Source organism: Aporhodopirellula sallentina SM41 (assembly GCF_000346505.1).
GTDB classification, from domain to species: domain Bacteria; phylum Planctomycetota; class Planctomycetia; order Pirellulales; family Pirellulaceae; genus Rhodopirellula; species Rhodopirellula sallentina.
The window spans coordinates 1-22334 of record NZ_ANOH01000399.1 but is presented as its reverse complement, the minus strand read 5'-3'; the positions used below and the strand labels follow the sequence as shown (position 1 = coordinate 22334).

22 protein-coding genes are annotated in these 22334 nt (G+C 56.2%); 13 read left to right on the top strand and 9 right to left on the bottom strand.

Annotated elements, in window-relative coordinates; genetic code table 11:
* Window positions 1-9 precede the first annotated feature (9 nt).
* The 3 genes from RSSM_RS25630 to RSSM_RS25620 form a co-directional block, all read right to left on the bottom strand.
* A complete protein-coding gene (locus RSSM_RS25630) occupies window positions 10-819 on the bottom strand; it encodes a DUF4198 domain-containing protein (RefSeq protein WP_008686682.1) in 810 nt (269 codons plus the stop codon).
* Between the two features lie 101 nt (window positions 820-920).
* Window positions 921-1997, bottom strand: a complete 1077-nt coding sequence (locus tag RSSM_RS25625; RefSeq protein WP_008686681.1) for a DUF1559 domain-containing protein — start codon at window positions 1995-1997, stop codon at window positions 921-923.
* 472 nt (window positions 1998-2469) lie between these two features.
* Complete coding sequence (locus RSSM_RS25620; protein ID WP_236621385.1) at window positions 2470-3312, bottom strand: hypothetical protein; 843 nt, start codon at window positions 3310-3312, stop codon at window positions 2470-2472.
* A 275-nt stretch (window positions 3313-3587) separates the two neighbouring features.
* Between RSSM_RS25620 and RSSM_RS25615 the strand changes: the two genes are divergently transcribed.
* From RSSM_RS25615 to RSSM_RS25600, 4 genes are all read left to right on the top strand, one after another.
* Complete coding sequence (locus RSSM_RS25615) at window positions 3588-5090, top strand: methylmalonyl-CoA carboxytransferase subunit 5S (RefSeq protein WP_008686677.1); 1503 nt, start codon at window positions 3588-3590, stop codon at window positions 5088-5090.
* Window positions 5091-5326: 236 nt separating this feature from the next.
* On the top strand, window positions 5327-6865 hold the full coding sequence (locus RSSM_RS25610; protein WP_144060118.1) for an acyl-CoA carboxylase subunit beta: 1539 nt from the start codon (window positions 5327-5329) through the stop codon (window positions 6863-6865).
* 6 nt (window positions 6866-6871) lie between these two features.
* Entirely contained in the window at window positions 6872-7138 is a 267-nt protein-coding gene (locus tag RSSM_RS25605) for a hypothetical protein (protein WP_008686675.1), read from the top strand.
* An 11-nt stretch (window positions 7139-7149) separates the two neighbouring features.
* The gene (locus tag RSSM_RS25600) at window positions 7150-7536 is read left to right on the top strand and encodes an acetyl-CoA carboxylase biotin carboxyl carrier protein subunit (protein ID WP_008686674.1); all 387 of its coding nucleotides are present in this window, start codon (window positions 7150-7152) and stop codon (window positions 7534-7536) included.
* 292 nt (window positions 7537-7828) lie between these two features.
* Here the strand turns inward: RSSM_RS25600 and RSSM_RS25595 are convergent, their stop codons facing one another.
* Together RSSM_RS25595 and RSSM_RS25590 are read right to left on the bottom strand one after the other, a co-directional pair.
* On the bottom strand, window positions 7829-9055 hold the full coding sequence (locus tag RSSM_RS25595) for an alpha/beta hydrolase fold domain-containing protein (protein WP_144060117.1): 1227 nt from the start codon (window positions 9053-9055) through the stop codon (window positions 7829-7831).
* 77 nt (window positions 9056-9132) lie between these two features.
* Window positions 9133-9687 carry a GNAT family N-acetyltransferase gene (locus RSSM_RS25590; protein WP_008686670.1) on the bottom strand — a complete coding sequence of 185 codons (555 nt, stop codon included), beginning with the start codon at window positions 9685-9687 and terminating at the stop codon, window positions 9133-9135.
* Between the two features lie 59 nt (window positions 9688-9746).
* On the opposite strand from RSSM_RS25590, the gene RSSM_RS25585 reads away from it, so the two are divergent.
* The 8 genes from RSSM_RS25585 (at window position 9747) to RSSM_RS25550 (ending at window position 17317) form a co-directional block, all read left to right on the top strand.
* Window positions 9747-10634 (top strand): hypothetical protein, encoded by an 888-nt coding sequence (locus RSSM_RS25585; RefSeq protein ID WP_236621384.1) that lies wholly within the window; start codon window positions 9747-9749, stop codon window positions 10632-10634.
* Between the two features lie 107 nt (window positions 10635-10741).
* Entirely contained in the window at window positions 10742-11131 is a 390-nt protein-coding gene (locus RSSM_RS25580) for a DUF2721 domain-containing protein (RefSeq protein ID WP_008686669.1), read from the top strand.
* Between the two features lie 259 nt (window positions 11132-11390).
* A complete protein-coding gene (locus RSSM_RS25575; protein ID WP_144060116.1) occupies window positions 11391-11741 on the top strand; it encodes a hypothetical protein in 351 nt (116 codons plus the stop codon).
* A 93-nt stretch (window positions 11742-11834) separates the two neighbouring features.
* A complete protein-coding gene (locus RSSM_RS25570) occupies window positions 11835-12440 on the top strand; it encodes a tetratricopeptide repeat protein (protein ID WP_008686667.1) in 606 nt (201 codons plus the stop codon).
* Window positions 12441-12634: 194 nt separating this feature from the next.
* Window positions 12635-13609, top strand: a complete 975-nt coding sequence (locus RSSM_RS25565; protein WP_008686666.1) for a calcium/sodium antiporter — start codon at window positions 12635-12637, stop codon at window positions 13607-13609.
* Window positions 13610-13909: 300 nt separating this feature from the next.
* Window positions 13910-14920 (top strand): NADPH-dependent aldehyde reductase Ahr, encoded by a 1011-nt coding sequence (gene ahr, locus RSSM_RS25560; protein ID WP_008686665.1) that lies wholly within the window; start codon window positions 13910-13912, stop codon window positions 14918-14920.
* Window positions 14921-15557: 637 nt separating this feature from the next.
* Window positions 15558-16817, top strand: a complete 1260-nt coding sequence (locus tag RSSM_RS25555) for a DUF1559 domain-containing protein (protein WP_044303644.1) — start codon at window positions 15558-15560, stop codon at window positions 16815-16817.
* A gap of 311 nt (window positions 16818-17128) precedes the next feature.
* Window positions 17129-17317: a hypothetical protein gene (locus tag RSSM_RS25550; RefSeq protein ID WP_044303643.1), complete on the top strand. Its 189-nt coding sequence runs from the start codon at window positions 17129-17131 to the stop codon at window positions 17315-17317.
* Between the two features lie 332 nt (window positions 17318-17649).
* Here RSSM_RS25550 and RSSM_RS25545 read toward each other — a convergent pair whose 3' ends face one another.
* From RSSM_RS25545 to RSSM_RS25530, 4 genes are all read right to left on the bottom strand, one after another.
* Complete coding sequence (locus tag RSSM_RS25545; protein ID WP_008686661.1) at window positions 17650-18729, bottom strand: NADH:flavin oxidoreductase/NADH oxidase; 1080 nt, start codon at window positions 18727-18729, stop codon at window positions 17650-17652.
* A 387-nt stretch (window positions 18730-19116) separates the two neighbouring features.
* On the bottom strand, window positions 19117-19947 hold the full coding sequence (locus RSSM_RS25540; protein WP_008686660.1) for a transglutaminase domain-containing protein: 831 nt from the start codon (window positions 19945-19947) through the stop codon (window positions 19117-19119).
* Window positions 19948-19951: 4 nt separating this feature from the next.
* A complete protein-coding gene (locus RSSM_RS25535; RefSeq protein ID WP_008686659.1) occupies window positions 19952-20683 on the bottom strand; it encodes a proteasome-type protease in 732 nt (243 codons plus the stop codon).
* A 391-nt stretch (window positions 20684-21074) separates the two neighbouring features.
* Window positions 21075-21434, bottom strand: coding sequence for a SpoIIAA family protein (locus tag RSSM_RS25530; RefSeq protein ID WP_008686657.1), 360 nt, complete (start codon window positions 21432-21434; stop codon window positions 21075-21077).
* Between the two features lie 299 nt (window positions 21435-21733).
* On the opposite strand from RSSM_RS25530, the gene RSSM_RS25525 reads away from it, so the two are divergent.
* On the top strand, window positions 21734-22237 hold the full coding sequence (locus RSSM_RS25525; protein ID WP_008686655.1) for a HEAT repeat domain-containing protein: 504 nt from the start codon (window positions 21734-21736) through the stop codon (window positions 22235-22237).
* Window positions 22238-22334 lie beyond the last annotated feature (97 nt).

The following is a 22334-nucleotide window of genomic DNA, read 5'->3' as shown; positions in this document are numbered from 1 at the left end:
CGAATTCCACTAATGAGAAGATACATTGCGAATTCGATTCGGGACGTGCAAAGTGACCGTCGATGCGTAGCTCGTGTATTCGTATTCGTCGGTTTTTTCGTCTTCGGCGGTATGATGCGCAACGATGAGGTACAAATTGGCGGACTTGGGAGTGAAACTCGCCATACCGTTTTCATCGGTACGGAATTCGAAATTCGGGTCGAACTCGCCGCTCAGTTCACCGCCTTCGGGAATGAAACTGACGACGACATCCGAGATCGGTTTCCCGTGATGTAACACTTGCACAGTGATCGGTTGACCAGTGGCGGTTTGGCTGACGGGGCACGTTTGCAGCACCACTTCAAACGGTAGGCCGAGTGGTCGGTCGTGGACATGGTTTTTCAGTTGAGGGGCGTCGAGCGACTCGGCAACGAGGAAGTATGCCTTCGCCGTTCGGACTCCGCGAACGGATTTACCATGTTGCATGACACGGTCGAGCGTTTGGACGACGCAGTGCGTACCGGTTTGTTCCACCGCAAGCGGAGTCGTCCAGTAACCCTCTTTCTCGGCCGACGCGGTTGCGAACATCTTGTCTCGAAGATCAGTGGACGTGCCGTCGGGGCGGACTTGGTCGACCGTGACCCAGTCGAGATTGATGCGTCCGGCCAATTTGAAATCACGATGATGGTTGCCGTGATTGCCGAGGCTGAGATCAACGTGAGCGACCTCGCCGGTGCGAATGACGGGCGATTGTGTTTGCAACCAGACGTCGTGAGCGGACGTCAACGTGCCGGTTAGCGAAAGGAGCAGAAGCGTGACTAGCGATTGAGTTCTTAGCATTTGGGGAGTTCTGTTTGATGGATTTGAGTATGTGATGGGTGTGATGGGTGTGATGGGTGTGATGGGTGTGATGGGTGTGATGGGTGTGATGGGAGGTTCGCTCAGAGTTCTTTCATTACCTCGTGACCGTTGCTGGTGCCGAGGGCACGCCAAACGTTGAGGTCAACGCTTTCATTGACAAACGTGACACTGCCGTCACATCGGGAGACGTGAACGCCACCGGGGTGATTGCTGCGCGATCCGAAAACGCCCCACCCGCAGGTTTGCATGTCAGGGATGCCGCTTTGTGGCGGATGATAGTGCGTGTAGCCGGTCCAATATTCACGCCCGTTGATCCAACCCGCTCCGCGTTGGCCTGACCAACCGCGGTGCAAACTGCTCGCACGTGTGTAGGCTTCCATCTCGTCAGGGTTTTTGGGCAGAACATATCCGCTCATTCCCGGTGTGGCGGGAGGCATGGATCGATCCGTGAAGGCACAGGTCACGTTGAACATGATTCGTCGTCGCATCGCGTCGATGGTCGGTTCGGCCGGCGACTGTTCGAGCACGCCTAGCAAGTGTTCGGCGAACGCGGCGGTGTTGCTCAGCCCGTCGGTGACGGCTTCAAACCCGACCTTGGAATTGATCCAAAGAACGCCGTCGGTTGGAACCCGAGTGTCATACAGCGTGCCGACTCCCGTTCCGGTGTTCATTCCGTAGTTCGTTCCCGAGTAGCTCTGCTGTGGACCGGCACCGGAAAGCGACGTCACGGTAAAGGTGCGTTCGTAATCTTCGCTGGGGCATGCCAAGGTGGTGATCATGCTCGCCGCCGCGGTGTCGTGTGGCGTGACGAGTTGCCCAGGGCAACAGCCAACGTGCAGCGGCCGATCAAAGTGGATGAGGTCGAGCATGTTGCCCTGCTCATAGAACGGTGCCATCTGCGCAAAGATCGAGAAGTTTCCCGAGATGCCGGCACCGGTGGTGTAGTTGGACGGAAGTTTGCGATGCGAGCTCTCGTAGTTGTGCATCGCCAAGGTGATCTGTTTGAGATTGTTGCCACATTGCATCCGGCGGGCGGCCTCTCGCGCGGACTGAACCGCGGGCAAAAGCAAGCCGACGAGCACGCCGATGATCGCGATCACAACGAGCAATTCAACGAGCGTGAACGCACGTCGTGGAAAGAGAGATTGGGGTTTCATATCGGTATTGAAGTTGAGTTGTCTGGTTTGAAGTTGATGGAAGGACAGGGCGAGATCAGCGTGCGATGTTGCATTCTGAATGCGCGCAGAATCATCGGTCGAACTGCGTGTCGTGTTCGAAACAAGTGTCGGGGCTGAGCCGGCGTGATGTGGTGCTGGGGTGTGATCAAGGACGCCGCCGCGCCGATGACGGTGACTACGCTGGTGTGAGGAGCAAGACTCCGGAGCACCTGCGCGGCAGCGGTGTTGTTTGATCGACAACCATGGCAGAACGGTTGCGCAGACGATCCGTGTGATGCCGACAAGCGGCAAACGCATCACCGTCCGCTGCACACAGGGTGCGGGCAGAGATGACACACCGATCGATCCGCGCAGGGGTCGCGATGGCTGCACCGAATCACGTAAAGAGATGACACGCCGGTACCGATACGCAGGAGCGATCGGTTAGCACGTCATGGAGATCACGTCCGTGCTAGGGAACCGGAGGGTCGGGACAGAGTGTCCGAGAAGCAACGCAATCGTTCTCGATCGCGAGAAGAAACAGCAGCCATGGCGTAGTCGATGCCACCGTGACCGGCGGCGATTCGACGACCGCCTCAGAGAAGATCGACCAGATCATGTCGATGCCGCGGCATCGCGCGGCGTCTTCGAGCAGGACCAACCGGATGCTGTTTTCAGCGTCTTCGTAGGCTACCGCATCGTCATCGTTGGCAGTGTTGTTCGATGGGACGGCGGCAGTATTGGCGTTGGCCGCTTTTGCGTTGGGGGGTGAGGCGTCGCTTTCGCAGGTCGAGCTTTCGCAGGTCGAGCTTTCGCAGGTCGAGACTGTTTTCGAGTTGTTTTGTGTTGAAGAGCGTGTTGAGGAGCGTGTTGAGGAGCGTGTTGAGGAGCACAGTGACGCTTCCTCGGTTTCGTGAACCGGATCGCTCGCGGGGGCTTTGCGAGTGGCGGCATTGCTGCTGCAGCAACAGCAGTTCGCGGCCTTTTGAGAAGGTTCGGATCGCGCCACCGTGTTCGCTTGCGGGGCCGTCTGGTTCGCTCGTGCGATGAGGAATGCGGGCGGCTGGACGCCATTTTCCGCAGCCCAGGTGAGTTTTTCCGCATCGGTATGGCAGCAACACTTGTCCCAACAGAAGTCAGCGGTGGCACAACCGCAGGGGCAATTCTCGCACGGGAAGCGTTCCGTCGTCGACGGCCGGGGTGCGGTCAGTGGCAGGCCGACGACACCGATGATCATCACTGCGAGCAGCGCAGCGCATATCGGTCGCTGAAGCGATCCCGAGCCGGTGCGGTAGAGTCGTAGGAGTGGTATCAAAACAAGCGGTAAAAACAGACGGGCCGATGCGGCGGCTCGCTCCTCACGTGCGACAGTTTATCCAAGATGTCCGCTTTCTGGAATCCACAAAAACCCAGTCATCGAAAGTGAAGGGGCAAAAGGACTCGACGAAGAGGCGGATCTCTGAATGCGTGCGTCGATATGCCCATGCACAAATCGCGTGTTTTAAGGCAACTGTCGGTTGCTTGTGGTTTGCAGGATTGTCATGATCTTTTGCAGACGAAAACTATCGAATCCATGAAGGAGTACCGTTCATGTCACGTGGCGTCGAAGTAACCGAGTTAGTCTTACGCGACGGTCATCAAAGCATCTTAGCGACGCGGATGGCGATGGAGGACATGGTCCCCATCTGTGAAGACATTGATCAAGCCGGCTACTGGAGCGTGGAGTGCTGGGGCGGGGCAACATACGACTCTTGCATTCGCTTTCTCAATGAAGACCCGTGGGAGAGATTGCGAACGTTCCGCAAACTTCTTCCCAACTCGCGGTTGCAGATGTTGCTGCGGGCACAAAACCTTCTCGGCTATCGTCACTACCAAGACGAAGTCGTTGATCGGTTTGTCGACAAGTCGGCCGAGAACGGCATGGACGTTTTTCGAGTCTTCGATGCGTTGAACGATATTCGAAACCTCGAACGTGCGATGACCGCGGTGCGGAAAACCGGCAAACACGCCGAAGGCACGATCTGCTACACGACGAGCCCGCTGCACACGATCGACAAATTCGTCGAGATGGGCAAACGACTGCAGGACATGGGGTGCGACTCGATCTGCATCAAGGACATGGCCGCGTTGTTGAAACCGCAGCCCGCTTATGACATCGTCAAAGGGATCAAAGAAGCCTGCGGCGATGACATGCTCATTCACGTTCACGCTCACTCAACGACCGGCGTGACGTTGGTTAGTTTGATGAAAGCGATCGAGGCCGGAGCTGACATCGTCGATACCAGCATTTCCTCTCTGAGTCTCGGGCCTGGACACAACCCGACCGAGGCTTTGGTCGAGATGCTCGAAGGCACCGAATATCACACGCGATTGGATAAGTCGCGTTTGAAGAAAGTCAAAGAACACTTTGCAAAAATCCGCCCTCGCTATGCGGAGTTTGAGTCGAAGTTCATCGGCGTCGAAACTGATATCTTCGACAGTCAAATTCCCGGCGGGATGATTTCCAACATGGAAAGCCAACTCGGCCAGCAGGGCGCCGCCGATCGGATCAACGAAGTGCTCGAAGAAGTACCGAGGGTTCGTAAAGTCGCCGGCTACCCGCCACTGGTCACACCGTCGAGCCAAATCGTCGGCACGCAGGCTGTGTTCAATGTCTTGATGGGACAGTTCAAAGTTCTCACCGGTGAGTTCGCTGATTTGATGCTGGGCTACTACGGCGAAACGATCGCCGATCGTGATCCCGAAATCATTGAAGCCTCGTCCAAACACGCAAAGAAAGAACCGATTACTTGTCGTCCCGCCGATATGCTCAAACCCGAATGGGGCGAACTGAAAGGGCAGGCTGGAAAACTCGAAGGTTTCAACGGCAGCGATGAGGACGTCCTAACGTACGCCATGTTCCCGCAGGTGGCACCGGGATTCTTCAAGACTCGCGACGAGGGACCGAAGAACCTCAGCCAAACACCGGAACAGGTCGCCGAGGCGGATGCCAAAGCGGCGGCAAAACGCAACGGCATCACCGGGCCGGTGAAGTACGACGTCAAACTCAATAACCGCGTTCACAAGGTTTCGATCGAGCCGACCGAGGTTTGATGTGACGTTTGAACGCGATGGCGTTATTCGACCTAGACGAGGTCTGATTGCGATCGGCACTCATTCCTAGACGGCACAGGCCTAAACAGCGCAGGCCAAAACGGCACAGGTAGACACGACACTGCTCCCCGGCGGTTCCGGGGGACGTTTCACTTTTCAATGCAAAGTTCGAGCTAGTCAGTCTTATGGCAACTTCAAGCAACGACAATAAAACGACGGCACCCGGCGGAAAAACAATGGATGATCTCATCGCGGAGTTGCACGAACGCCGCGCCGAGACCGAGAGCGGTGGTGGCGAGTCTCGGCATGAGAAGCAACATTCTCAGGGCAAGATGACCGCCCGCGAACGGATCGGTGGGCTCGTCGACAATGAAAGTTTCGAAGAGTTCGGACTGTTCGCTCGGCACCGCCAAACGAAATTCGGCATGCTCACCAAGTCCGCACCTGCCGATGGTGTGGTGACCGGTGCGGCATCGATCGATGGGCGGTTGATTCACCTGGCGAGTCAAGATTTTTCGGTTCTCGGTGGCTCCGCCGGTGAGGTGCACTCACTGAAGGTAGCCGACGCGATGCATCGCTCGCTGAAAACCGGCAGCCCGTTTGTGTTCATCAACGATTCCGGTGGTGCTCGCGTTCAGGAGGGCATCGACTCGCTCTCAGGTTACGGGCAGGTCTTTCACAGCAACGTGCTTTTGTCCGGGGCCGTGCCGCAAATTTCTTTGATCTGTGGTCCTTGTGCCGGTGGTGCCGCGTACTCACCAGCGCTGACGGACTTTATTATCCAGACTCGCAAGGCTCAAATGTTTATCACCGGACCTCAGGTGATCAAACAGGTTACCGGCGAAGACATCACGGCCGAAGCACTCGGTGGCGCCGACTCGCATATGGCACATTCGGGCGTCGTGCACTTTGTCGCCGAGGATGATGACGACGCGTTGCACATCTGCCGCCGTTTGTTGAGCTTCCTGCCGTCAAACAATTTGGAAGAGGCGCCGTACGTTCCTGGTGACGAAGGTGTCGACCCGAATCCAGAACTTAACAAGATCGTTCCCGTTGATCCGAAAGTCGGATATGACGTCCGGCAGGTCATCGCAGGAGTTGTCGATCGCGGTGATTTCCTCGAAGTTCAGGCGGGCCACGCACCGAACATGGTGATCGGTTTTGCTCGGATTCTTGGGAACACGATTGGCATCATCGCTAACCAACCGGCGGTCCTCGCGGGGGCGATCAATAATCAGGCTGCCAACAAAGCCGCTCGGTTCATTCGATTCTGTAACGCCTTCAACCTGCCGATGGTGACGATGGTCGACGTGCCCGGTTATTTGCCGGGCGTGGAACAGGAACACAACGGCATCATTCGCAACGGGGCCAAGTTACTGTTCGCGTACTCGGCCGCCACGGTGCCGATGATCCAGTTAATCCTTCGCAAATCATACGGTGGTGCTCATGTGGCGATGTGCTCACGAGACATCGCCGCCGACTGCGTGTTCGCATGGCCAACCGCAGAGATCGCGGTGATGGGAGCCGAAGGTGCGGTTGAAATTGTGTTTCGCAAAGAGATGGCGGAAGCCGAAGACAAAGCCACCCGACGCGCCGAGTTAATCCAAGAGTATCGAGACGCGTTCGCATCGCCGTACGTCGCCGCGGGACGTCGACTCGTTGATGATATCATCGAACCGGCCGATACCCGCAAACACATTGCTCGGGCTCTCGAGTACTTGAAGAACAAACGTGACCAACGCCCACCGAAGAAACACGGCCTCATTCCGCTGTAGGGAACCATGGACGAAATAAAACAAGACGAAATGCTGCAACTGCTACGTTCGTTGAATGACGAGGTGCGAGAGCTGCGCAGTCGCATTGACGCGTTGGAGGCGAACCAGCCCAAACGTGTCATCACTGAAGAACTCGTTTGCATCTTGTCGAGCACCATCGCGGCTTACCTCGGGGTGAAGCCACGGATTCGTCAGATCCGTTTGATCAGTTCGGAATCTTGGGCACACCAAGGCCGCGCCACCATCCAAGCCTCTCACGCCCTGAAACGTTAAGGCAACTTTCGATGAAATTCACTATCAAGGTCGACGGTGAGACGTATGAGGTCGAAGTCGACGTCGCCGCGCCGGAACAACCACAACCTGGCTTCGTTCCACCCAACGCCAGTTACCAGGCTCCCGCACCGGTTGCGGCAGCACCCGCTTCGGCGTCAGGTGCCGATGAGAAGGTCGATGACGAGTCAAAGGCTTGCCGCAGCCCGATATCGGGTGTTGTGATTCGAGTCGATGCCGAACCGGGCCAAACGATCGATGCGGACGAAACCCTGATGGTGCTCGAAGCGATGAAGATGGAAACCGTTATCACGGCCCCGATCGCAGGCACGATCAAAAAGATCAACCACGCCGCCGGCGATCCCGTCAAAGTCGGCCAGGTGTTGATCGAGTTCGAATAGCCGACCGGCGTTCCCCACTCATTGATTTTCTAGCCCGCCTCGCTACGGACTGTTGATTTGATCAAGAGTCAACCTGTTTTCGTTTAACCGGTAGCCGTAGGCGACGCGCATTGGCAAGTAGGTCGCCTTTGGCTGCCCGTTAAACGAATAAGTCAACAGCCCGGCTAGCAAGGGATCGCACGCAACCAATCGCTCGCCCATCGGCCTCGAGTGTTTTCAAACCAATGTAGCCGATGTCGCCAGACTTCGGTTTCCTGAATTCTGGCTAGCCAGCGAAGGGAAACCGGACTCGTCACCGTCCCGCTCGTCCGAGAAACTCCATCGCGGACTCGTGTTCTTTCTGCGTGATGAAACCGTCCCGGTTGCGGTCGATGCGTTGGAAGAGGTTGGGGCCGCCGCGGAATTCTTCTTTGGCGATTTTGCCGTCGTCATTGGCGTCCAACCGGTCAATCACCGCATCCCAACTCAGGGGAGCGTTTGGTGTTGATCGATTGTTGGTCCGTCGGGCTTGCCGACTCGCCGAAGCGTTGCTTGCGGTCCGTTTCGCGGTTCCGGGTTGTACCACTGGATTTTCCGCGGCGGTGCCTTTTAGTTGCTGGTCGAAAAAGTTCTCGACCATCTTGGCAATGTCCGGTTCTGAAAATGCGGGGCCGCCATGACCTGCGCCATGGATGGTGTGGAAACGCACGCTCACGCCGGCTTTTTGAAGTGCTTCGAATAACAATTCGCTCTGGTTGATCGGAACCGTTTTGTCTTGGTCGCCATGCACGATCAAGAATGGCGGATCGTCGTTGGTGACGTAGGTGATCGGATTCACCTTTTTGACCGCTTCGGGTGATTCCAAAACAGGGGCGCCAATCAGTTTTGACTCGGGCGACCTTTTCGCCGCGTGGCTTTCGTACTCGGGTGCGGTAACGAAAGCATGGAAGTCTGTGGGCCCGTAGAAATCGCATACCGCCCGAACGTGGCTAGGAAACGGTGAGGACGGGCCTGATCCGAATTCGCTGACTTCGCCGGTTGTGCCCACCATCGCCGCCAAATGTCCTCCCGCGGAACTGCCCCAAACCCCGAAACGTTCCACGTCGAGGTTGAACTTTTCGGCGTTCTGTCGGAGCCAACTGATCGCGGCTTTGCAATCTTTGATTTGGGCGGGGAATGTCGCGTGACCGCTGAGCCGATATCCGATACTGGCGACCGCGTAACCGCGCTCAGCGAAACCATTACGGGCCGGCGGGCAAGACGCTTTGTTGCCTGCCTGCCAACCGCCACCATGGATCCAAATGATCAGTGGCAACGGTTCGGAAGATTCGGGAACGTACAGGTCGAGTCGTTGCCGATCATGCCCGTTCTCGATGTAGGCAAGGTTGCGAGAAAACGAAACACCGTCGAGACCCCGTGGTGTGCGCGGGCGATCCGGTGAGGTCTCGGCGCGGTTTTGCGCGTGCGTTGTATTTCCAAAAACAGCGGCGCCGATCAGCAGCACGGTGGTGAGAGTCAGGTGGGCAGCGCGGGGAGTCATGTTTGCTTCTTCGGTTTGGGATGTTTTGCCGGTCCGAGATGTAACCCAGGACGCGACGTTGTGTTTCGAAAACAGCTTCAATCTGCCGGATCATCATGCTGCTGATTCGTCGTCGTCTCTCGGGGGGGCGGTCCCTCGAGCGGAAGTCTCATGCGAAAATTAGTCAGCGAAACACCGGCTCTCTCGACCGTTTGCTGTTTTACCACGTTGAAACCCATCGCCTCGAAAAACGGTTTGGCGGTGATGCTGGCATCGGTGGTGACGCTTTCGCAGCGGAGTTCGCGGGCGTGTTCGATTAATCGCTTGGTCAGTTCCCTTGCGATGCCGTGGCGTTGATGATCGGCGGAGACAACGAGGCGGTCGAGATGTCCGGTCTTGGACATGTCCGCGAACCCGATAATCGACTGCGAGAGTACGGATACATAGGCGATGTGATCACTAAATCGTGCCTCCCACGCGGCTGCGTCGATGCTCTGCGGGGCCCACGCGTCGAGTTGGGCCTGCGAATAGTCGCGTCGATTGATCCGATGAACAGTATCGCGAAAAAGGGACAAACACGCCTCAGCATCCGAGGCTCGCAGCGGGCGAATCACCGGATCGGTGATCGGATGTGCATTTCGTTTCGGAGTCATCGGCATTGGCTTTGGTGTCTTTGCTCAAGCGGAGTGGAACAGTTTGCCGAAAAGACATATTGGTTGTTCGGATTATAACGACGCGAGCAGAAGACGACGGGGGCGGTCAAACGATGCAGATTGGTGAAGTCAACTCGGCGAGAAGTCCGTTTCAACAGAAACGCTACGAAGAACAGAAAGAGCTGCAGAGCGTCTTCAGTGAAGTGCTCGAGTCGGTGGGCATCGCGGGATATGAAACGGCTGATCCGATCACGTCCGATGCCCCGTTAGATGAGCAAATTCGTGACGCGTGGGATGGTTGGTATCAACTCGAACGAGTCGGACGTTACCGCAACGCGGAAGACCCGGCCGAATTGGGTGGGAAGTTTGCGGTGGTGATCGACCGAGCGTACCGCGAAGGTGGCTATGCGGACCCGAAGTCCTTTCTCAACACTCTATCAACCGATGAACTGAAAACGGTGCAGAATGTTCACTGGCTCGCCGATTCAATCGACGTCAATTCGTTGACCGAGGAGGGGGCATTGAATCTGCTGATTCCACCGGCCGCACAGGTCGACTTGAATCGTGATGGTTTGACTCAATCCGGGCTTGCTTACGGTATCCGTTTTCCCGATAGCACAACGCCTAAACCGGTCGCTGATGCCTTTGACGCTGCCACGGCGGGATTGTCGGAGATGGACCGGTCGCTGCATGTTCTTCACATGAAGATGCCTGTGCTTTTGGCGAACATCCATCTCAATTCCGACGGCACGTTTTCGCATCAGGTCGAACCGGGGGATCCTGATTTCCGCAACCCGATGCTCGAGGAAGGCTACTCGTACCAACAGGCCGCTCAGGAATGGATTGACTACCTCGACTATTTCAAAAGCACCATGAGCGAGCACCGCTACGAGAGCGAACGCGCATTCTGGACCGACTTCCAATCGCGATTGCCTCAGGATGCCTAACGCTGCGGGCGAGACAATCGGGACGTTTTATGGGTGGCATTCGGTTTTCGCTTGCCGTGTCGGGACAATGACGCGGAGTTCCCAACGCACGCAAATGAGCCCAGACGATGTCGATTGATCTCACCACGCCGGCACTCTTGTTCTCGACGATCTCGTTGTTGTTGCTGGCCTATACGAACCGTTTTTTGGCATTGGCGACTGTGATCCGTGCGCTGCACCGCGAGTACCAGGAAACATCCGATCCGGTGGCGGCGGCTCAGATCGTGAATCTGCGAAAACGAGTTCACTTGATTCGAGACATGCAGACGCTCGGTGTTGCCAGCCTGTTGTCGTGCACCATCTGCATGGGACTGCTCTTTGCCGGGCAAGTCTGGATCGGGAAAGCCGTTTTTGGATTGAGTTTGATACTGATGGTAGGGTCGCTGGCGATTTCGTTGTGGGAGATTCGGATGTCGATCGGTGCGTTGAATTTGCAGCTAGGCGACATGGAAAAGTGATCGCCCGAAAGAAACGTGAGAGCACTTTCGCAAATCATGTTGGGCAGGTTCCCATCGAACGAATTCGAATCGGCCGGCAAGAACCGGCCCTACGTTCCACATCATCGTTCAGAATGCTCTCGAGATTCTCTTGACAAAGCGAGCGAGCACTCGAATACTTCCACGCGATTCTCTCTATTTAGTGCCGGACAGAAAACCGATTCGCCGCAGCTCATTGCTCTTGCCGGTTTTGCGTCCGCTTCTTAGGAAACCACTCACGATGCACCCACGCCGACAACCCGTTGGCCTCGTTCTCAAAGGGCTTTTGCTCTGGGCGAGCATCGTTGGTATGGGGATCGGCGTCGTTCAGTCTTCAGCGGATGCCCGTTTGAAGGACTCGCACGATTGCCTAGTTGCCGACACGGTTCAGCCGAGCACACTGTATACGGAATCGGAGTACCGTTGGCGGGCGAGTTCGGCTGACACCTTCTTGCCGGGACTGACTGGTGTCTTCGCAGAATTTTGCTGCCTTCATGAAACGTCGGTGTCGCGTCGCTCGTTGTCGATGGCGAGCATCGATGGTTCTCATGGGACGTCTCTCGTAATGCTCGGGGTTCGTTTGCAGATTTAAGCCTAGTTCGTTTCCAAACGACTTTTTGAGCTTATTTGCAACAACCCTACGGCCGGTATGCGCTTTACCGAGCCGGTGTTAAACGAGATCTGTATGTCCAAAACAAGAAATGAAAAACCTGCCAATCACGAAAACGGTCCTGTCACCAATCAGGCGGAAAAGATGGGTGTCCCTAATAAGGTGCTCTCGCTGATTCAACGTGAGGACTATGTCGCCGCGCATGAAGCTTTACGAACACTGCCTCGATCACTTGTCGTGTCCCAGGCCATGGGTGTGTGTGTGATCCGGATCGGGAATGCCGCCGAAGCGGTGGATTTGTTTCGAACGATGTCGGTGGTTCCTGGAACAACTGTGTTGAAACCGGAAGCCGACGATAGTCTAAAGGTGAACTATGCGACGGCGTTGATGATGAACGGCTCGCCGAGCGGAGCGTTGGATTTGCTTGACGAGTTGGAGGATCCCTGTCATCCGATGGCATTGGAAATCCGTGCGGCGATCCGAAAGTGGGCAAATGGTTTGGCGTTTTGGCGTCGATGGGATTGGAAGTTGAATCGGATCGATCCACCGCGTTGCTCCGTCCCGTTCGATTTCACGCCAGGTGTGTTTCCGTTTGAGGTGCCTCGTATGGCAGACAAGCCGGTGACCACACCCGTGACGTCAGACACGATCGAGACGGCTGATTCGACCGTCGCGTGCTGAGTTAAACTCTCGCAAGAGGCTGCTCTTGTGTGTGAATCCACGTAGCTCGGTCTTTCGAGACCGAGAACAAACCTATTCGGCCGGTGTAGAAGCACGATCGCCTGTCGATGGTTGTCGATATTGAGTGTCATCAATATTGAGTGCTGACTCTTTCCTGCGTTGACTCTCTCTTGCATTGATTGAATAGGTTTTTGATGAACGAGCAGTTCTATTCTTGGGGGCTGATCCTTCTCGGGCTGATCGCGCTGACCATTGGTGGCGAGATCTTGGTCCGAGGTGCGTCGACCATTGCCGCTCTCGCGAAGATCCCGCCACTGGTGATCGGTTTGACGGTGGTCGCGTTTGGTACCAGTGCGCCTGAGCTAGGTGTCAGTCTGCAGGCGGCAACGTCGGGGGCGGCTGACGTGGCGGTCGGCAACGTTGTGGGCAGCAATATCTTCAACGTGTTGTTTATTCTCGGCGTCTCCGGGCTAATCACGCCGTTGGTGGTATCGAGTCGTTTGATACGATTGGATGTCCCTTTGATGATAGGAGCGTCTTTGTTGGTTTGGATGTTCGCCAGTGACGGACGAATCGGCCGATGGGACGGAGTGGTTTTGTTCGTCTGCCTGCTTGGCTACATCGCGTTTTGCATTGGCATGGCGAAGCGGGAGGCGTCTTCGGTCAAGGCCGAATTTGCCGGTGAGTATGGGGGCGGCGAACAGACTCGGGCCAACTACGCATTGCCGGTCGTGATGGTGGCGATCGGATTGGTTTTGTTGGGACTGGGGGCGAAGTGGTTGGTCGGCGGTGCTGTCGCGATCGCAACTTGGTTCGGCGTGAGCGAATTGGTTATCGGGTTGACGATCGTCGCCGCCGGAACCTCTTTGCCGGAAGTGGTGACTTCGGTGGTCGCGAGTGTGCGCGGCGAACGTGAGATTGCAGTTGGCAATGTCGTTGGGAGCAACCTGTTTAACCTCGCATGCGTGCTCGGTGTGTCCGCGATGGTTGCCCCTGAAGGAGTGCCTGTTAGCGACACCGCGATTCGCTTCGACATGCCGGTAATGGTGGTGGTCGCCGCAGCATGTCTGCCCGTGTTTTTCACCGGGAGTCGCATTTCGAGGGGGGAGGGGGCCGTGTTTTTGTTGGGATTCGTTGCCTACACCACCTATGTGATTATGGCGTCGTGAATGCGGAAGTGCCGGTTTGTTGTCTTCGCTGGCATGAATCGTGCTACACCGTGCATCGCCGTGCTACGCATTGCTACACCGTGCATCGCCGCGTTGTAGGAGGCGGTATGAGACTGGTGCGTTTGGGAAACGATTCGGCTGATGTCGCCGAACTTTGGTGGCCTGGTTGCTGGCGAAGTCAGCTACACAGATCGGAAACGTCCAATTTCAAGATGCCCTAGACGCTTTTTAACAATGTCATTTCGAGCAGCGTGCCTTTCGAGCAATGTGCCGCTTCCAACACAAAACATAGAGAATTTAATGTCAAACATTCACGCCTACGCCGCCCAAGAAAAAGGCGGTCCGTTTGAAACCTACGAGTATGACCCAGGTGAGTTGCAATCACTCGATGTCGAGATCGAAGTCGAATCGTGTGGGATCTGTCACAGCGATCTTTCCATGCTGGACAACGAGTGGCAGTTGACTCAGTATCCGTTTGTCGGTGGGCATGAAGTCATTGGACGAATCGCCGCCATGGGAGAACATGTGCCGCATCTCGAGGTAGGCGACCGCGTTGGTTTAGGGTGGACCAGTCGCAGTTGCATGCACTGCGACCAATGCATGTCGGGTGACCACAATTTGTGTCCGACCGCGGAAGGGACCATCACGCATCAACATGGTGGTTTTGCTGACCGGGTTCGCTGCCATTGGGGATGGGCGACCAAAGTTCCTGATGGCGTCGACGCGGTCTCGGCAGGCCCGTTGTTGTGTGGCGGATTGACGGTGTTCAATCCATTGCTGCAGTACAACCTCTCGCCCACGTCAAAAGTCGGGATCGTGGGAATCGGTGGACTCGGACACATGGCGATCCAGTTCTGCGACGCGTGGGGATGCGAGGTAACAGCGATTTCGCGGAGTCGTTCAAAAGAGGACGAAGCCCGGCAACTCGGGGCCGATCATTTCCTGGCTACCGGCGAGGATGGGGCACTCGAATCAGTCAAAGGTCACTTTGATCTGATCCTCAATACTACGGATGCCGAATTGCCGTGGGACGCGTATATCGCGGCGCTGGCCCCGCACGGCAAACTTCATACGGTTGGTGCGGCGCCCAAGATCGAAGCGACCGTTTTCCCGATGATCATGGGGCAAAAGTCGTTGTCTTCATCGCCCACAGGCAGCATCGCGGCGACTCGGACGATGTTTGATTTCGTGGCGCGTCACGATATCCGCCCGATGACAGAGGTTTATCCAATGTCCGAAATCAACGAAGCGTTCGATAAGCTTCGCAACGGTTCTCCCCGGTATCGTCTCGTGCTGACCCGGGACAACTAGATTCGATCCGAGAGACCTCGGTCAATGGGTGAACCGGGCCGACGTTGGCCGCGGTTGGTTCGCGTGAATTGCGGTGAACGCCGACCGGCTGAAGAGGGTGCGAAATGGTGCCTGTCCCTCTTTGCAGTCTCCCTCAATCAAAGACGATGCCCCGAAAAGGGGCAGGAGTAATTGTGTGGGGTCGAGATTTACGGGGCTGAACGCGACCTGATGTCCGGCGTGACTCGGGAGTCGCTTGCATCTCTTTCCCGGTGTCAAGATTCACCGGATGAATGGCAGGAGGTGGCGCGGTCGCTTCGTGCGAATTGATTCTGACGCGAATCGTTTGCGACTTTATCGCTGCTCAAATAGAACGACCGGGCAGCGGTTTCCGCGCGGAGTTCGGCATCTCAATGCATGTGCTGTGCCAAAATAACCGCATTTTCATATGCAACTATCAACCTTCGTTCGTGTGGTTCAGCCCTATAGATTCCCTGTGCTGAAAAATGGACAAAAAAACACGGAAATTGTCCAAAAAGTGTCGCGTTTAAAACGGAACTCCGATAAGGTTCGGTAGGGTGTTAGTTGTTAACACGCCGTTGCAGCCTCTTTGTGCTGCTTTATCTCTCCTTGTCGCCCGTTTTCGGAAGGTGTACCTATGAATCACTCTCAGCCAAAACGGCGAGCCTTCACGCTAGTGGAACTGCTCGTTGTCATCGCAATTATTGGAGTACTCGTCGGGTTGTTGCTCCCGGCTGTTCAAGCCGCTCGTGAGGCAGCTCGTCGAATGAGTTGCAGCAACAACTTCAAACAGATCGGTTTGGCGATCCACAACTATCACTCGGCATACAAGCAATTGCCTGTGCATGGTGGTGGTACCATCGACAACACGACCGCGAACCAGTGGCGTCCGTCGGAGGTGTCGAACATGAGCAAGCTGAGCTTCTTAGTAGGTCTGACCCCTTTCATTGAGCAGCAGGCGATCTGGGAGCAGATCTCCAATCCGATGAATGTGGATACCCTCGGCAACTCGCCACCGGCTCCGAACCCGAGCGGTTCGGTCCAAGCGCGTCGTGCCGCCGGTGCTCCATTCCCGGCGATGGGGCCGACTCCCGAAGACATCGCTTACTTCCCGTGGGCGACTGAAATTCCGACGCTTCGCTGCCCGAGCGACCCGGGCAAAGGTTTGCCGTCGCTCGGACGAACCAACTATGCAGCTTGCTTGGGTGACTGCTGTGACCGTGCTGAGGGAGACCTCCAACGTGTCAGTGGCGTTTGGCAACACAAAGACAATCTCGTCGAAGAGTGCCGTGCATCGCAGCGCGGTGTCTTCCGTGGTGTCAACAAGACTCGGTTCCGTGACATCCTCGATGGTCTCGCAAACACGATCGCGGCAGGCGAGATTGCGACTGACCTCGGTGACCGTGACAACCGCACGATGGCTTTGAGCCACCAGTCTGAAGGATCCGGTTGGAGCTCGATCCGTGACATCCCGCCAGTGAAGAACCGCTGCGAGCCTGAGATTGATCCGCTGCGTCCTCAGTTCTGGAACAGCTCCTACGCTACCGCCGGTGCAACCGACGGTCGTGGTTACCGTTGGGCACACTACAACCAGTGCTTCTCGGGCTTCTTCACCGCTAACCCACCAAACAGCGCGGTCTGCACGGGCTTCAACGCCGGTGGCGACGGTTGGTGGAGTGCGTCGAGCCGTCACCAAGGTGGCGTGCACGTCCTCATGGCCGACGGTGCGGTGAAGTTCATCACCGATTCGATCGAAAGCGGTGCTGCGAACACGGCAACGACTCGGCCGGAGTGGTTGATCAACAAATGGCTCAATCCTGGCGGAAAGAGCAAGATGGGACTCTGGGGTGCGTTGGGAACTCGCGCCGCCAAGGAAGTCATCGACCAAGAAATCTAGTCGATGTGTGGAGAACGTTGCCGCCGTTGGCGTAATCTCGGCGGTGCGTTCTCATGAAAGAATTGGATTTGAACGCGGAAGCGTGCTGTATCGCTTCCGCGTTTCAAACCCGATGTGTTGACGCCCTCGGCGAAATTTCAGGTGACATGAGTCGTTGTCTGGGATCTATTGTGTGGGCGTCGTTGTGGGGGCAAGGCTGTTAATCGCGGATCAGGGGCACTCAAAATGGGGCGTATTGGTTCGGAAGGCGGTAATCGCTTGCCCATTAGTTCATTCGATTTCATTCAAGTTACGGACCATTTAAAGTGAGAATGTTATTCCTTCTGTTTGGGTTGGCACTTATCGTGGGTTGCGGAGATTCGGAACCTACCAATGTTGCTGAAGGGGCGTCTCTTTCGGAGATCGAACAGTATCGACAGATGGTGGAAGAATCTGAAAAAGCAGCCGCGGCCGGGTACGAAGAAGCGGAAGCAAACTACTCCGCCAACCCGAAGGGCTAGAGCGTTGCTGAAAAAGACGTAGCCGATGTCGCCAGACTTTGGTGCCCTGGATTCAATGCCCTGGATTCGGTGAATTCAGCTACACGGATCGGATACGTCCCATTTCAAAATGCCCTTATCTGTCTGCAACTTGGCAGGTTGTCGTTGAGACTCAGGCGTCTTTACCCTTTGGGTGAGGTTCAACGACAACCGTTGGACGCTGGCTCGCTCGTTCTAGCGAGCTCGTTCTCTTAAGAACGGCGGTGAACGCTGGTGTTGTTTGCCCACGCGCTTTTCACGCCGGAGACGGTTCGAGCGATTCGCCCGTGGACGCAGCGGTCTCTCCAGTGCCGCTACTGAACTGCTCGTGCGTACTGTACCGGCAGGATGTCGTTTGCCGTGTCGTCGCCGAGTTCTTTCGCCGCGTGATAAGGCCAGTAAGGGTCACGCAACAATTCGCGACCTAGCATGACCATGTCGACTTGGTTGTTGGTGATCGCTTTTTCGGCTTGCTTGGCATCGGTGATCAGCCAGCTCGTGGTCGTCATGATGTCGACTTCTCGACGGATGCGATCTGCGTGCGGGAGCATCATGCCTGGAGACCAGGGAACGTTGTCGACACCGGGCGTCACAAAACCGTGACTGACGTCGAGCATGTCTAGTCCGGCGTCTTTGAGTTTCCGAGTGAGTTCGATGGACTCTTCGATGGTGACTCCGCCTTCGGTCCAGTCGGTCACCGACAGCCGGGCTGCGAGGGGAAGGTTGGCAGGCCATACCTCACGAACGGCGGACAGTGTTTCGATGAGAAAGCGGCATCGGTTTTCAAAGCTGCCGCCGTAGGCGTCGTCCCGCTTGTTGGAGAGGGGGGAATAGAATTCGTGAGCGAGGTATCCATGGGCAAAATGGATTTCGAGGAAGCGGAAGCCTGCCGCGAGCGCACGTTTGGCCGAATCGACAAAGTTGGTTTGGACGCGTTGAATGTCATCAATCGTCATCTCGCGAGGCGTTTTGGGAAGGTTGTCACCGAAGGCGATCGCAGATGGTGCGATCGTCTCCCAACCGCCTTCTTCGTTTGGGATTGAATCGTCGCCATCCCATGGACGTCGTGCACTCGCCTTGCGGCCGGCATGTGCTAGCTGGATGCCCGGCACGGCGCCGTGTTCTTCCATGAAGCGATTGATCTTCGCGAACGGTTCGATGTGATCGTCGGTATAGATTCCGCTATCCGCCGGACTGATTCGACCTTCAGGCGAGACCGCGGTAGCTTCCACGACAACCAAGCCGGCACCGCCGACCGCGCGAGAGCCGAGGTGCACGAAATGCCAATCGTTGGGTAACCCGTCGTCGGACGAATATTGGCACATGGGCGACACCGCCACTCGGTTTCGCAGGGTGACATCTTTGATCGAAAGAGGTTCAAACAGTTTGCTCATCGTCGGGGCTATTCTTTTACTGGGTAGTTAGTTAGATCATTTTGAAACGGGAGATGTCCGATCCCTGTGGGCGGTTGTCGCCAGAGTCCAGGCCGCCGAAGTCAGGCGACATCGGCCACGTGATTGTCAATAACGTTTTCGATGCGTTAGCCGCCACAATACGGGCCTGTTTTCCGGAGCGGTGTCCGTGCATCAATGGAAACGATGGCCTGCCGCAATGGCAGCGTTTCAGTGCACTGTGGGCCTGCGCATCAGGGGCCTGCGCATCGAGGGGCCTGCGCATTGAGGTTGGGGGACACGCTCCATGATCCGATCGCGTCAAGATCGAATTTGAGACGAACGCTCTATCCGTCAGTGCCGGCTCGCAGATGAGGGCTCGGATTGGCGCTAAGAAATGGACACGGCGGAGGCGTGGTTCGCGTTGGGGTGGGTGTCGGCGAAGTTGGCCCAGACGTTCTTCTGCTTCAGGACGGCAGATCCGGTGAGCGTCGAGAACGCAACGTCCGCCGCGTCACGCCCCACACCGATCCGAACCAATCCGGTCGTCGAGGCCAATCGCGTCGGATCGAAGAGATACCACTGACCATCTAAGAACGCTTCGACGAATCCGTGGTAGTCCGGCGGTTGAAGATTGACAGCGTACCCCGAGACATATCGCGCAGGGATTCCAACGCCTCGACAGAGTGTGATTGCGAGGTGAGCGTAGTCACGGCAAACGCCGGTGCGTTGCAGGAGAACATCCGCGGCGGTTGTCGTCGCGTTCGTGCTTCCCGGGGTGTAGTCGAGTTGTTTGTAGACCCAATCGCAGATCGCTTGCACACGGCTGAAGCCTCTGGGGAGGTTGCCGAACTCCTCAAATGCGAAACGGCCCAACAAGTCACTTTCGCAGTAACGACTCGGGTTCATGTAGGTCAACACCTCCGGAGGCATGTCCGCGGGACGTGACTCGCCGACTGTGTTGGGCGAATCGATGTCGGGCGTTAGCTCCACCTGGGCTTGGTATTGAATTGACAATTGGCAGGGTTCGACAACGACTCGGTGGAGCCGGTTTCCTTCCGCACCAACTTGGCACGCTTCGACATCGAGCAGCGGATCGAATGTCAACTGTTCGTTATGGACGCGTTGATGTGGTGTCCATCCGGCAGCGATCTTGAATAGGAAAATGGTCGTTGTCCGCACGTCGTACTCGAGCGTGCTGCCGATACTGATTTCAGTCATGATGTTATGGGGTAATAGGTGTCGGAAGGAGTGGGGCCGCCCACTGCATGGGTAATTGTTTAAGCGATTCGGTCAGTGCGTGTGTCCACTGCGTCGAGATCGGGGCGAGTTCGGTTTCGGTAAAGCGTTGGAATCGAGGCGACGATCCATCGTTGCTCAGCACGGCAAGATCAACCGGGTAGTCCACGTCCGTAACGCTCGTGCGTGTCGCATCGAAAGCGAGAAAGGCGAGCGCCACGGCAACCGAGAGTGGCGTGTCGAACCGCAGGAGTCGATCGAGAATCGGTTTGCCGTAGTAGGTCCGGCCGATCATGAAGTACGGCGAATCGACGGCCGCTTCGACCCAGTTGCCCTCCGGATAGAGATAGAACAACTGTGGGTTGGCGTCTGCGCTCAAACGACCGCCAATAATCGCGTGTAGGTTAAACGAATGGTTCGTCGCGGCGAGCGATGGACCGTCTTCTGTCTTCACTCGCCGGAGCTGTTCGCCGAACAGATTTGCGAATTGATAGAGGCGATCGCGAGTGCTTTCTTCGTTGCGTAGCGTTTCGTCGACGTAGGTCAGTGTTTTATCTCGGACCGACCGCAATCCGCTGGTCATGGTGAAGAGGGATTGTCCGGCGTGTTGAAATTCCGCGAGCTTCTGCTTGTTGACTTGCTCGCTGCCTTTCACGATCCGCGTGTCAGCGAGCGCAACGATCCCCTCTTCCACTTTGATACCGACGCAAAATGTCATACCTGCTCTCAAATGGTCGTAGTTTGAATGTCACTAATTTGAAACCACTGTGAGAAAGCCGCCATCGATTTGCATCGAATCTTCCGTCACGGTTGCGACTGGGGCATTATCCGCCTCAACTGCATTGTGGGCAAAACGCATTCAATAACGCGGTCATTGCGAGTTGCTCAGCGATAGGCACAGCAAAGCACAATGCGTGCCACATTCGACGCTCAATCAAAATACCAACCGTTCGCGTACGTTCGGCGAGCCGGCAGGCGGTCATGATTGAGCGTTGTTTGTCCGAAGTGGTCGCTGGTCGTTCATCGGCCCGGTTGTTTGGCGTTAACCAGGCTACATCGATCGACGGGAGAGATCGTAGCCAGGTCGCTGTCTGCTGGTCCGAAAGCGATTACTGCGTGATCCAGGTTCGGGCTTCTTCGAGTTGAGATTGTTCGAAGTATTGAACATCTGCCGACGTGAATGGTTTGCAGAAAGTCGCCATTCCTTTTTCCCATTTCGATTCGCCGACCAAGGCGAGTCGTTCGATGTGCGAGTGATGTTTCCAGTCGAATTTGATGTCTTCCCACAGTGCGGCGGCATCCCATCCGTGAAAGTCATGAAGGATGACCAGCATTCGCACTTTGCCAAATTCATTGATCTTGGTTTCGATCGTTGGAAGGAATGCTTCGTAGGCTTCCGCCGACAGTTTGCCGGTGATCGCTATTTCGATAATCTTGCCGTTGGCGTGTTCGATGATCTGGAACGACATCAGTGCTTGCTCCGTTTCCGGGTGTGCGGGAATTGTGACACAATCGCATTATTGCACATCTCAACGAAACTCTGGGGCGGTTCGACCGTTAATAATCGTTGACGTTTTTCGCGTTTGGTGACGATTCCCGTCGGTTAATAAAATGCCGTGAAACGTTGGCTTTGACGAACAACTTCGGCTTGCGGTGACCGCATGTGCCGAGGGGATGGCCGGCCTGCGATGCAGACGTTGTGTGATGGTCTGTTAGTTGCACTACCTGCGAATCTCTTCCTCTCGCACGCTAACGGTGGTGGCTTGTCATGAATACGATCGATAATTGGGTGGCAGATTTGGCTTCCGATGATGGAGTGATTCGTGAGCAAGCCCGGAACCGTTTGGTGGCGAAACGCGGACCCGATGTTGTGCGAGCGCTGGTCGGTGAATTGGTCGATCCGCGCAAACGCGTTCGGTGGGAAGCCGCGAAGGCTCTCACTGAAATCGGTGATCCTGTCGCCGCGTTGCCGTTGGTGCACGCGATGACGGACTCCGACGATGAGGTTGCTTGGTTGGCCGCTGAAGGGATCGCCAGTTTGGGTGACGTCGGGTTGTCGGCGGCACTCAGTGGCATCGCGAAAGACTGCAAGTCGCTCGAATATTGCAAAGTGGCTCATCATTGCCTCAAGGGTTTTCGCAAGCTTGACCTCCACGAAGAGATCATCGCACCGGTAATGTCCGCGCTCGAGGGATTCGAACCCAAGTTGTCGGCGCCGGTTGCTGCTTATCGTGCGTTGCGGGAACTCAAAGTGGGAGTTGTCGCTCGGTAACACGCCGTCAACGAGCCCATGTGTTCTAGAGAGCGTTCCCGTTCGCGGTACGGCAAGGGGAGATCGGCAATCGTGCCGCGAACGTTTGGGGTGGGGC

Excerpts from the sequence above, each read along its gene's own strand:
- RSSM_RS25580 (WP_008686669.1), top strand. The coding sequence starts at position 10,742 with ATGTCGATTGATCTCACCACGCCGGCACTCTTGTTCTCGACGATCTCG.
- RSSM_RS25610 (WP_144060118.1), top strand. The coding sequence starts at position 5,327 with ATGGATGATCTCATCGCGGAGTTGCACGAACGCCGCGCCGAGACCGAG.
- RSSM_RS25630 (WP_008686682.1), bottom strand. The coding sequence starts at position 819 with ATGCTAAGAACTCAATCGCTAGTCACGCTTCTGCTCCTTTCGCTAACC.
- RSSM_RS25600 (WP_008686674.1), top strand. The coding sequence starts at position 7,150 with ATGAAATTCACTATCAAGGTCGACGGTGAGACGTATGAGGTCGAAGTC.
- RSSM_RS25555 (WP_044303644.1), top strand. The coding sequence starts at position 15,558 with ATGAATCACTCTCAGCCAAAACGGCGAGCCTTCACGCTAGTGGAACTG.
- RSSM_RS25545 (WP_008686661.1), bottom strand. The coding sequence starts at position 18,729 with ATGAGCAAACTGTTTGAACCTCTTTCGATCAAAGATGTCACCCTGCGA.
- RSSM_RS25530 (WP_008686657.1), bottom strand. The coding sequence starts at position 21,434 with ATGTCGTTCCAGATCATCGAACACGCCAACGGCAAGATTATCGAAATA.
- RSSM_RS25625 (WP_008686681.1), bottom strand. The coding sequence starts at position 1,997 with ATGAAACCCCAATCTCTCTTTCCACGACGTGCGTTCACGCTCGTTGAA.
- RSSM_RS25590 (WP_008686670.1), bottom strand. The coding sequence starts at position 9,687 with ATGACTCCGAAACGAAATGCACATCCGATCACCGATCCGGTGATTCGC.
- RSSM_RS25535 (WP_008686659.1), bottom strand. The coding sequence starts at position 20,683 with ATGACATTTTGCGTCGGTATCAAAGTGGAAGAGGGGATCGTTGCGCTC.
- RSSM_RS25550 (WP_044303643.1), top strand. The coding sequence starts at position 17,129 with ATGTTATTCCTTCTGTTTGGGTTGGCACTTATCGTGGGTTGCGGAGAT.
- RSSM_RS25575 (WP_144060116.1), top strand. The coding sequence starts at position 11,391 with ATGCACCCACGCCGACAACCCGTTGGCCTCGTTCTCAAAGGGCTTTTG.
- RSSM_RS25540 (WP_008686660.1), bottom strand. The coding sequence starts at position 19,947 with ATGACTGAAATCAGTATCGGCAGCACGCTCGAGTACGACGTGCGGACA.
- ahr (WP_008686665.1), top strand. The coding sequence starts at position 13,910 with ATGTCAAACATTCACGCCTACGCCGCCCAAGAAAAAGGCGGTCCGTTT.
- RSSM_RS25525 (WP_008686655.1), top strand. The coding sequence starts at position 21,734 with ATGAATACGATCGATAATTGGGTGGCAGATTTGGCTTCCGATGATGGA.
- RSSM_RS25565 (WP_008686666.1), top strand. The coding sequence starts at position 12,635 with ATGAACGAGCAGTTCTATTCTTGGGGGCTGATCCTTCTCGGGCTGATC.
- RSSM_RS25615 (WP_008686677.1), top strand. The coding sequence starts at position 3,588 with ATGTCACGTGGCGTCGAAGTAACCGAGTTAGTCTTACGCGACGGTCAT.
- RSSM_RS25595 (WP_144060117.1), bottom strand. The coding sequence starts at position 9,055 with ATGACTCCCCGCGCTGCCCACCTGACTCTCACCACCGTGCTGCTGATC.
- RSSM_RS25570 (WP_008686667.1), top strand. The coding sequence starts at position 11,835 with ATGTCCAAAACAAGAAATGAAAAACCTGCCAATCACGAAAACGGTCCT.
- RSSM_RS25605 (WP_008686675.1), top strand. The coding sequence starts at position 6,872 with ATGGACGAAATAAAACAAGACGAAATGCTGCAACTGCTACGTTCGTTG.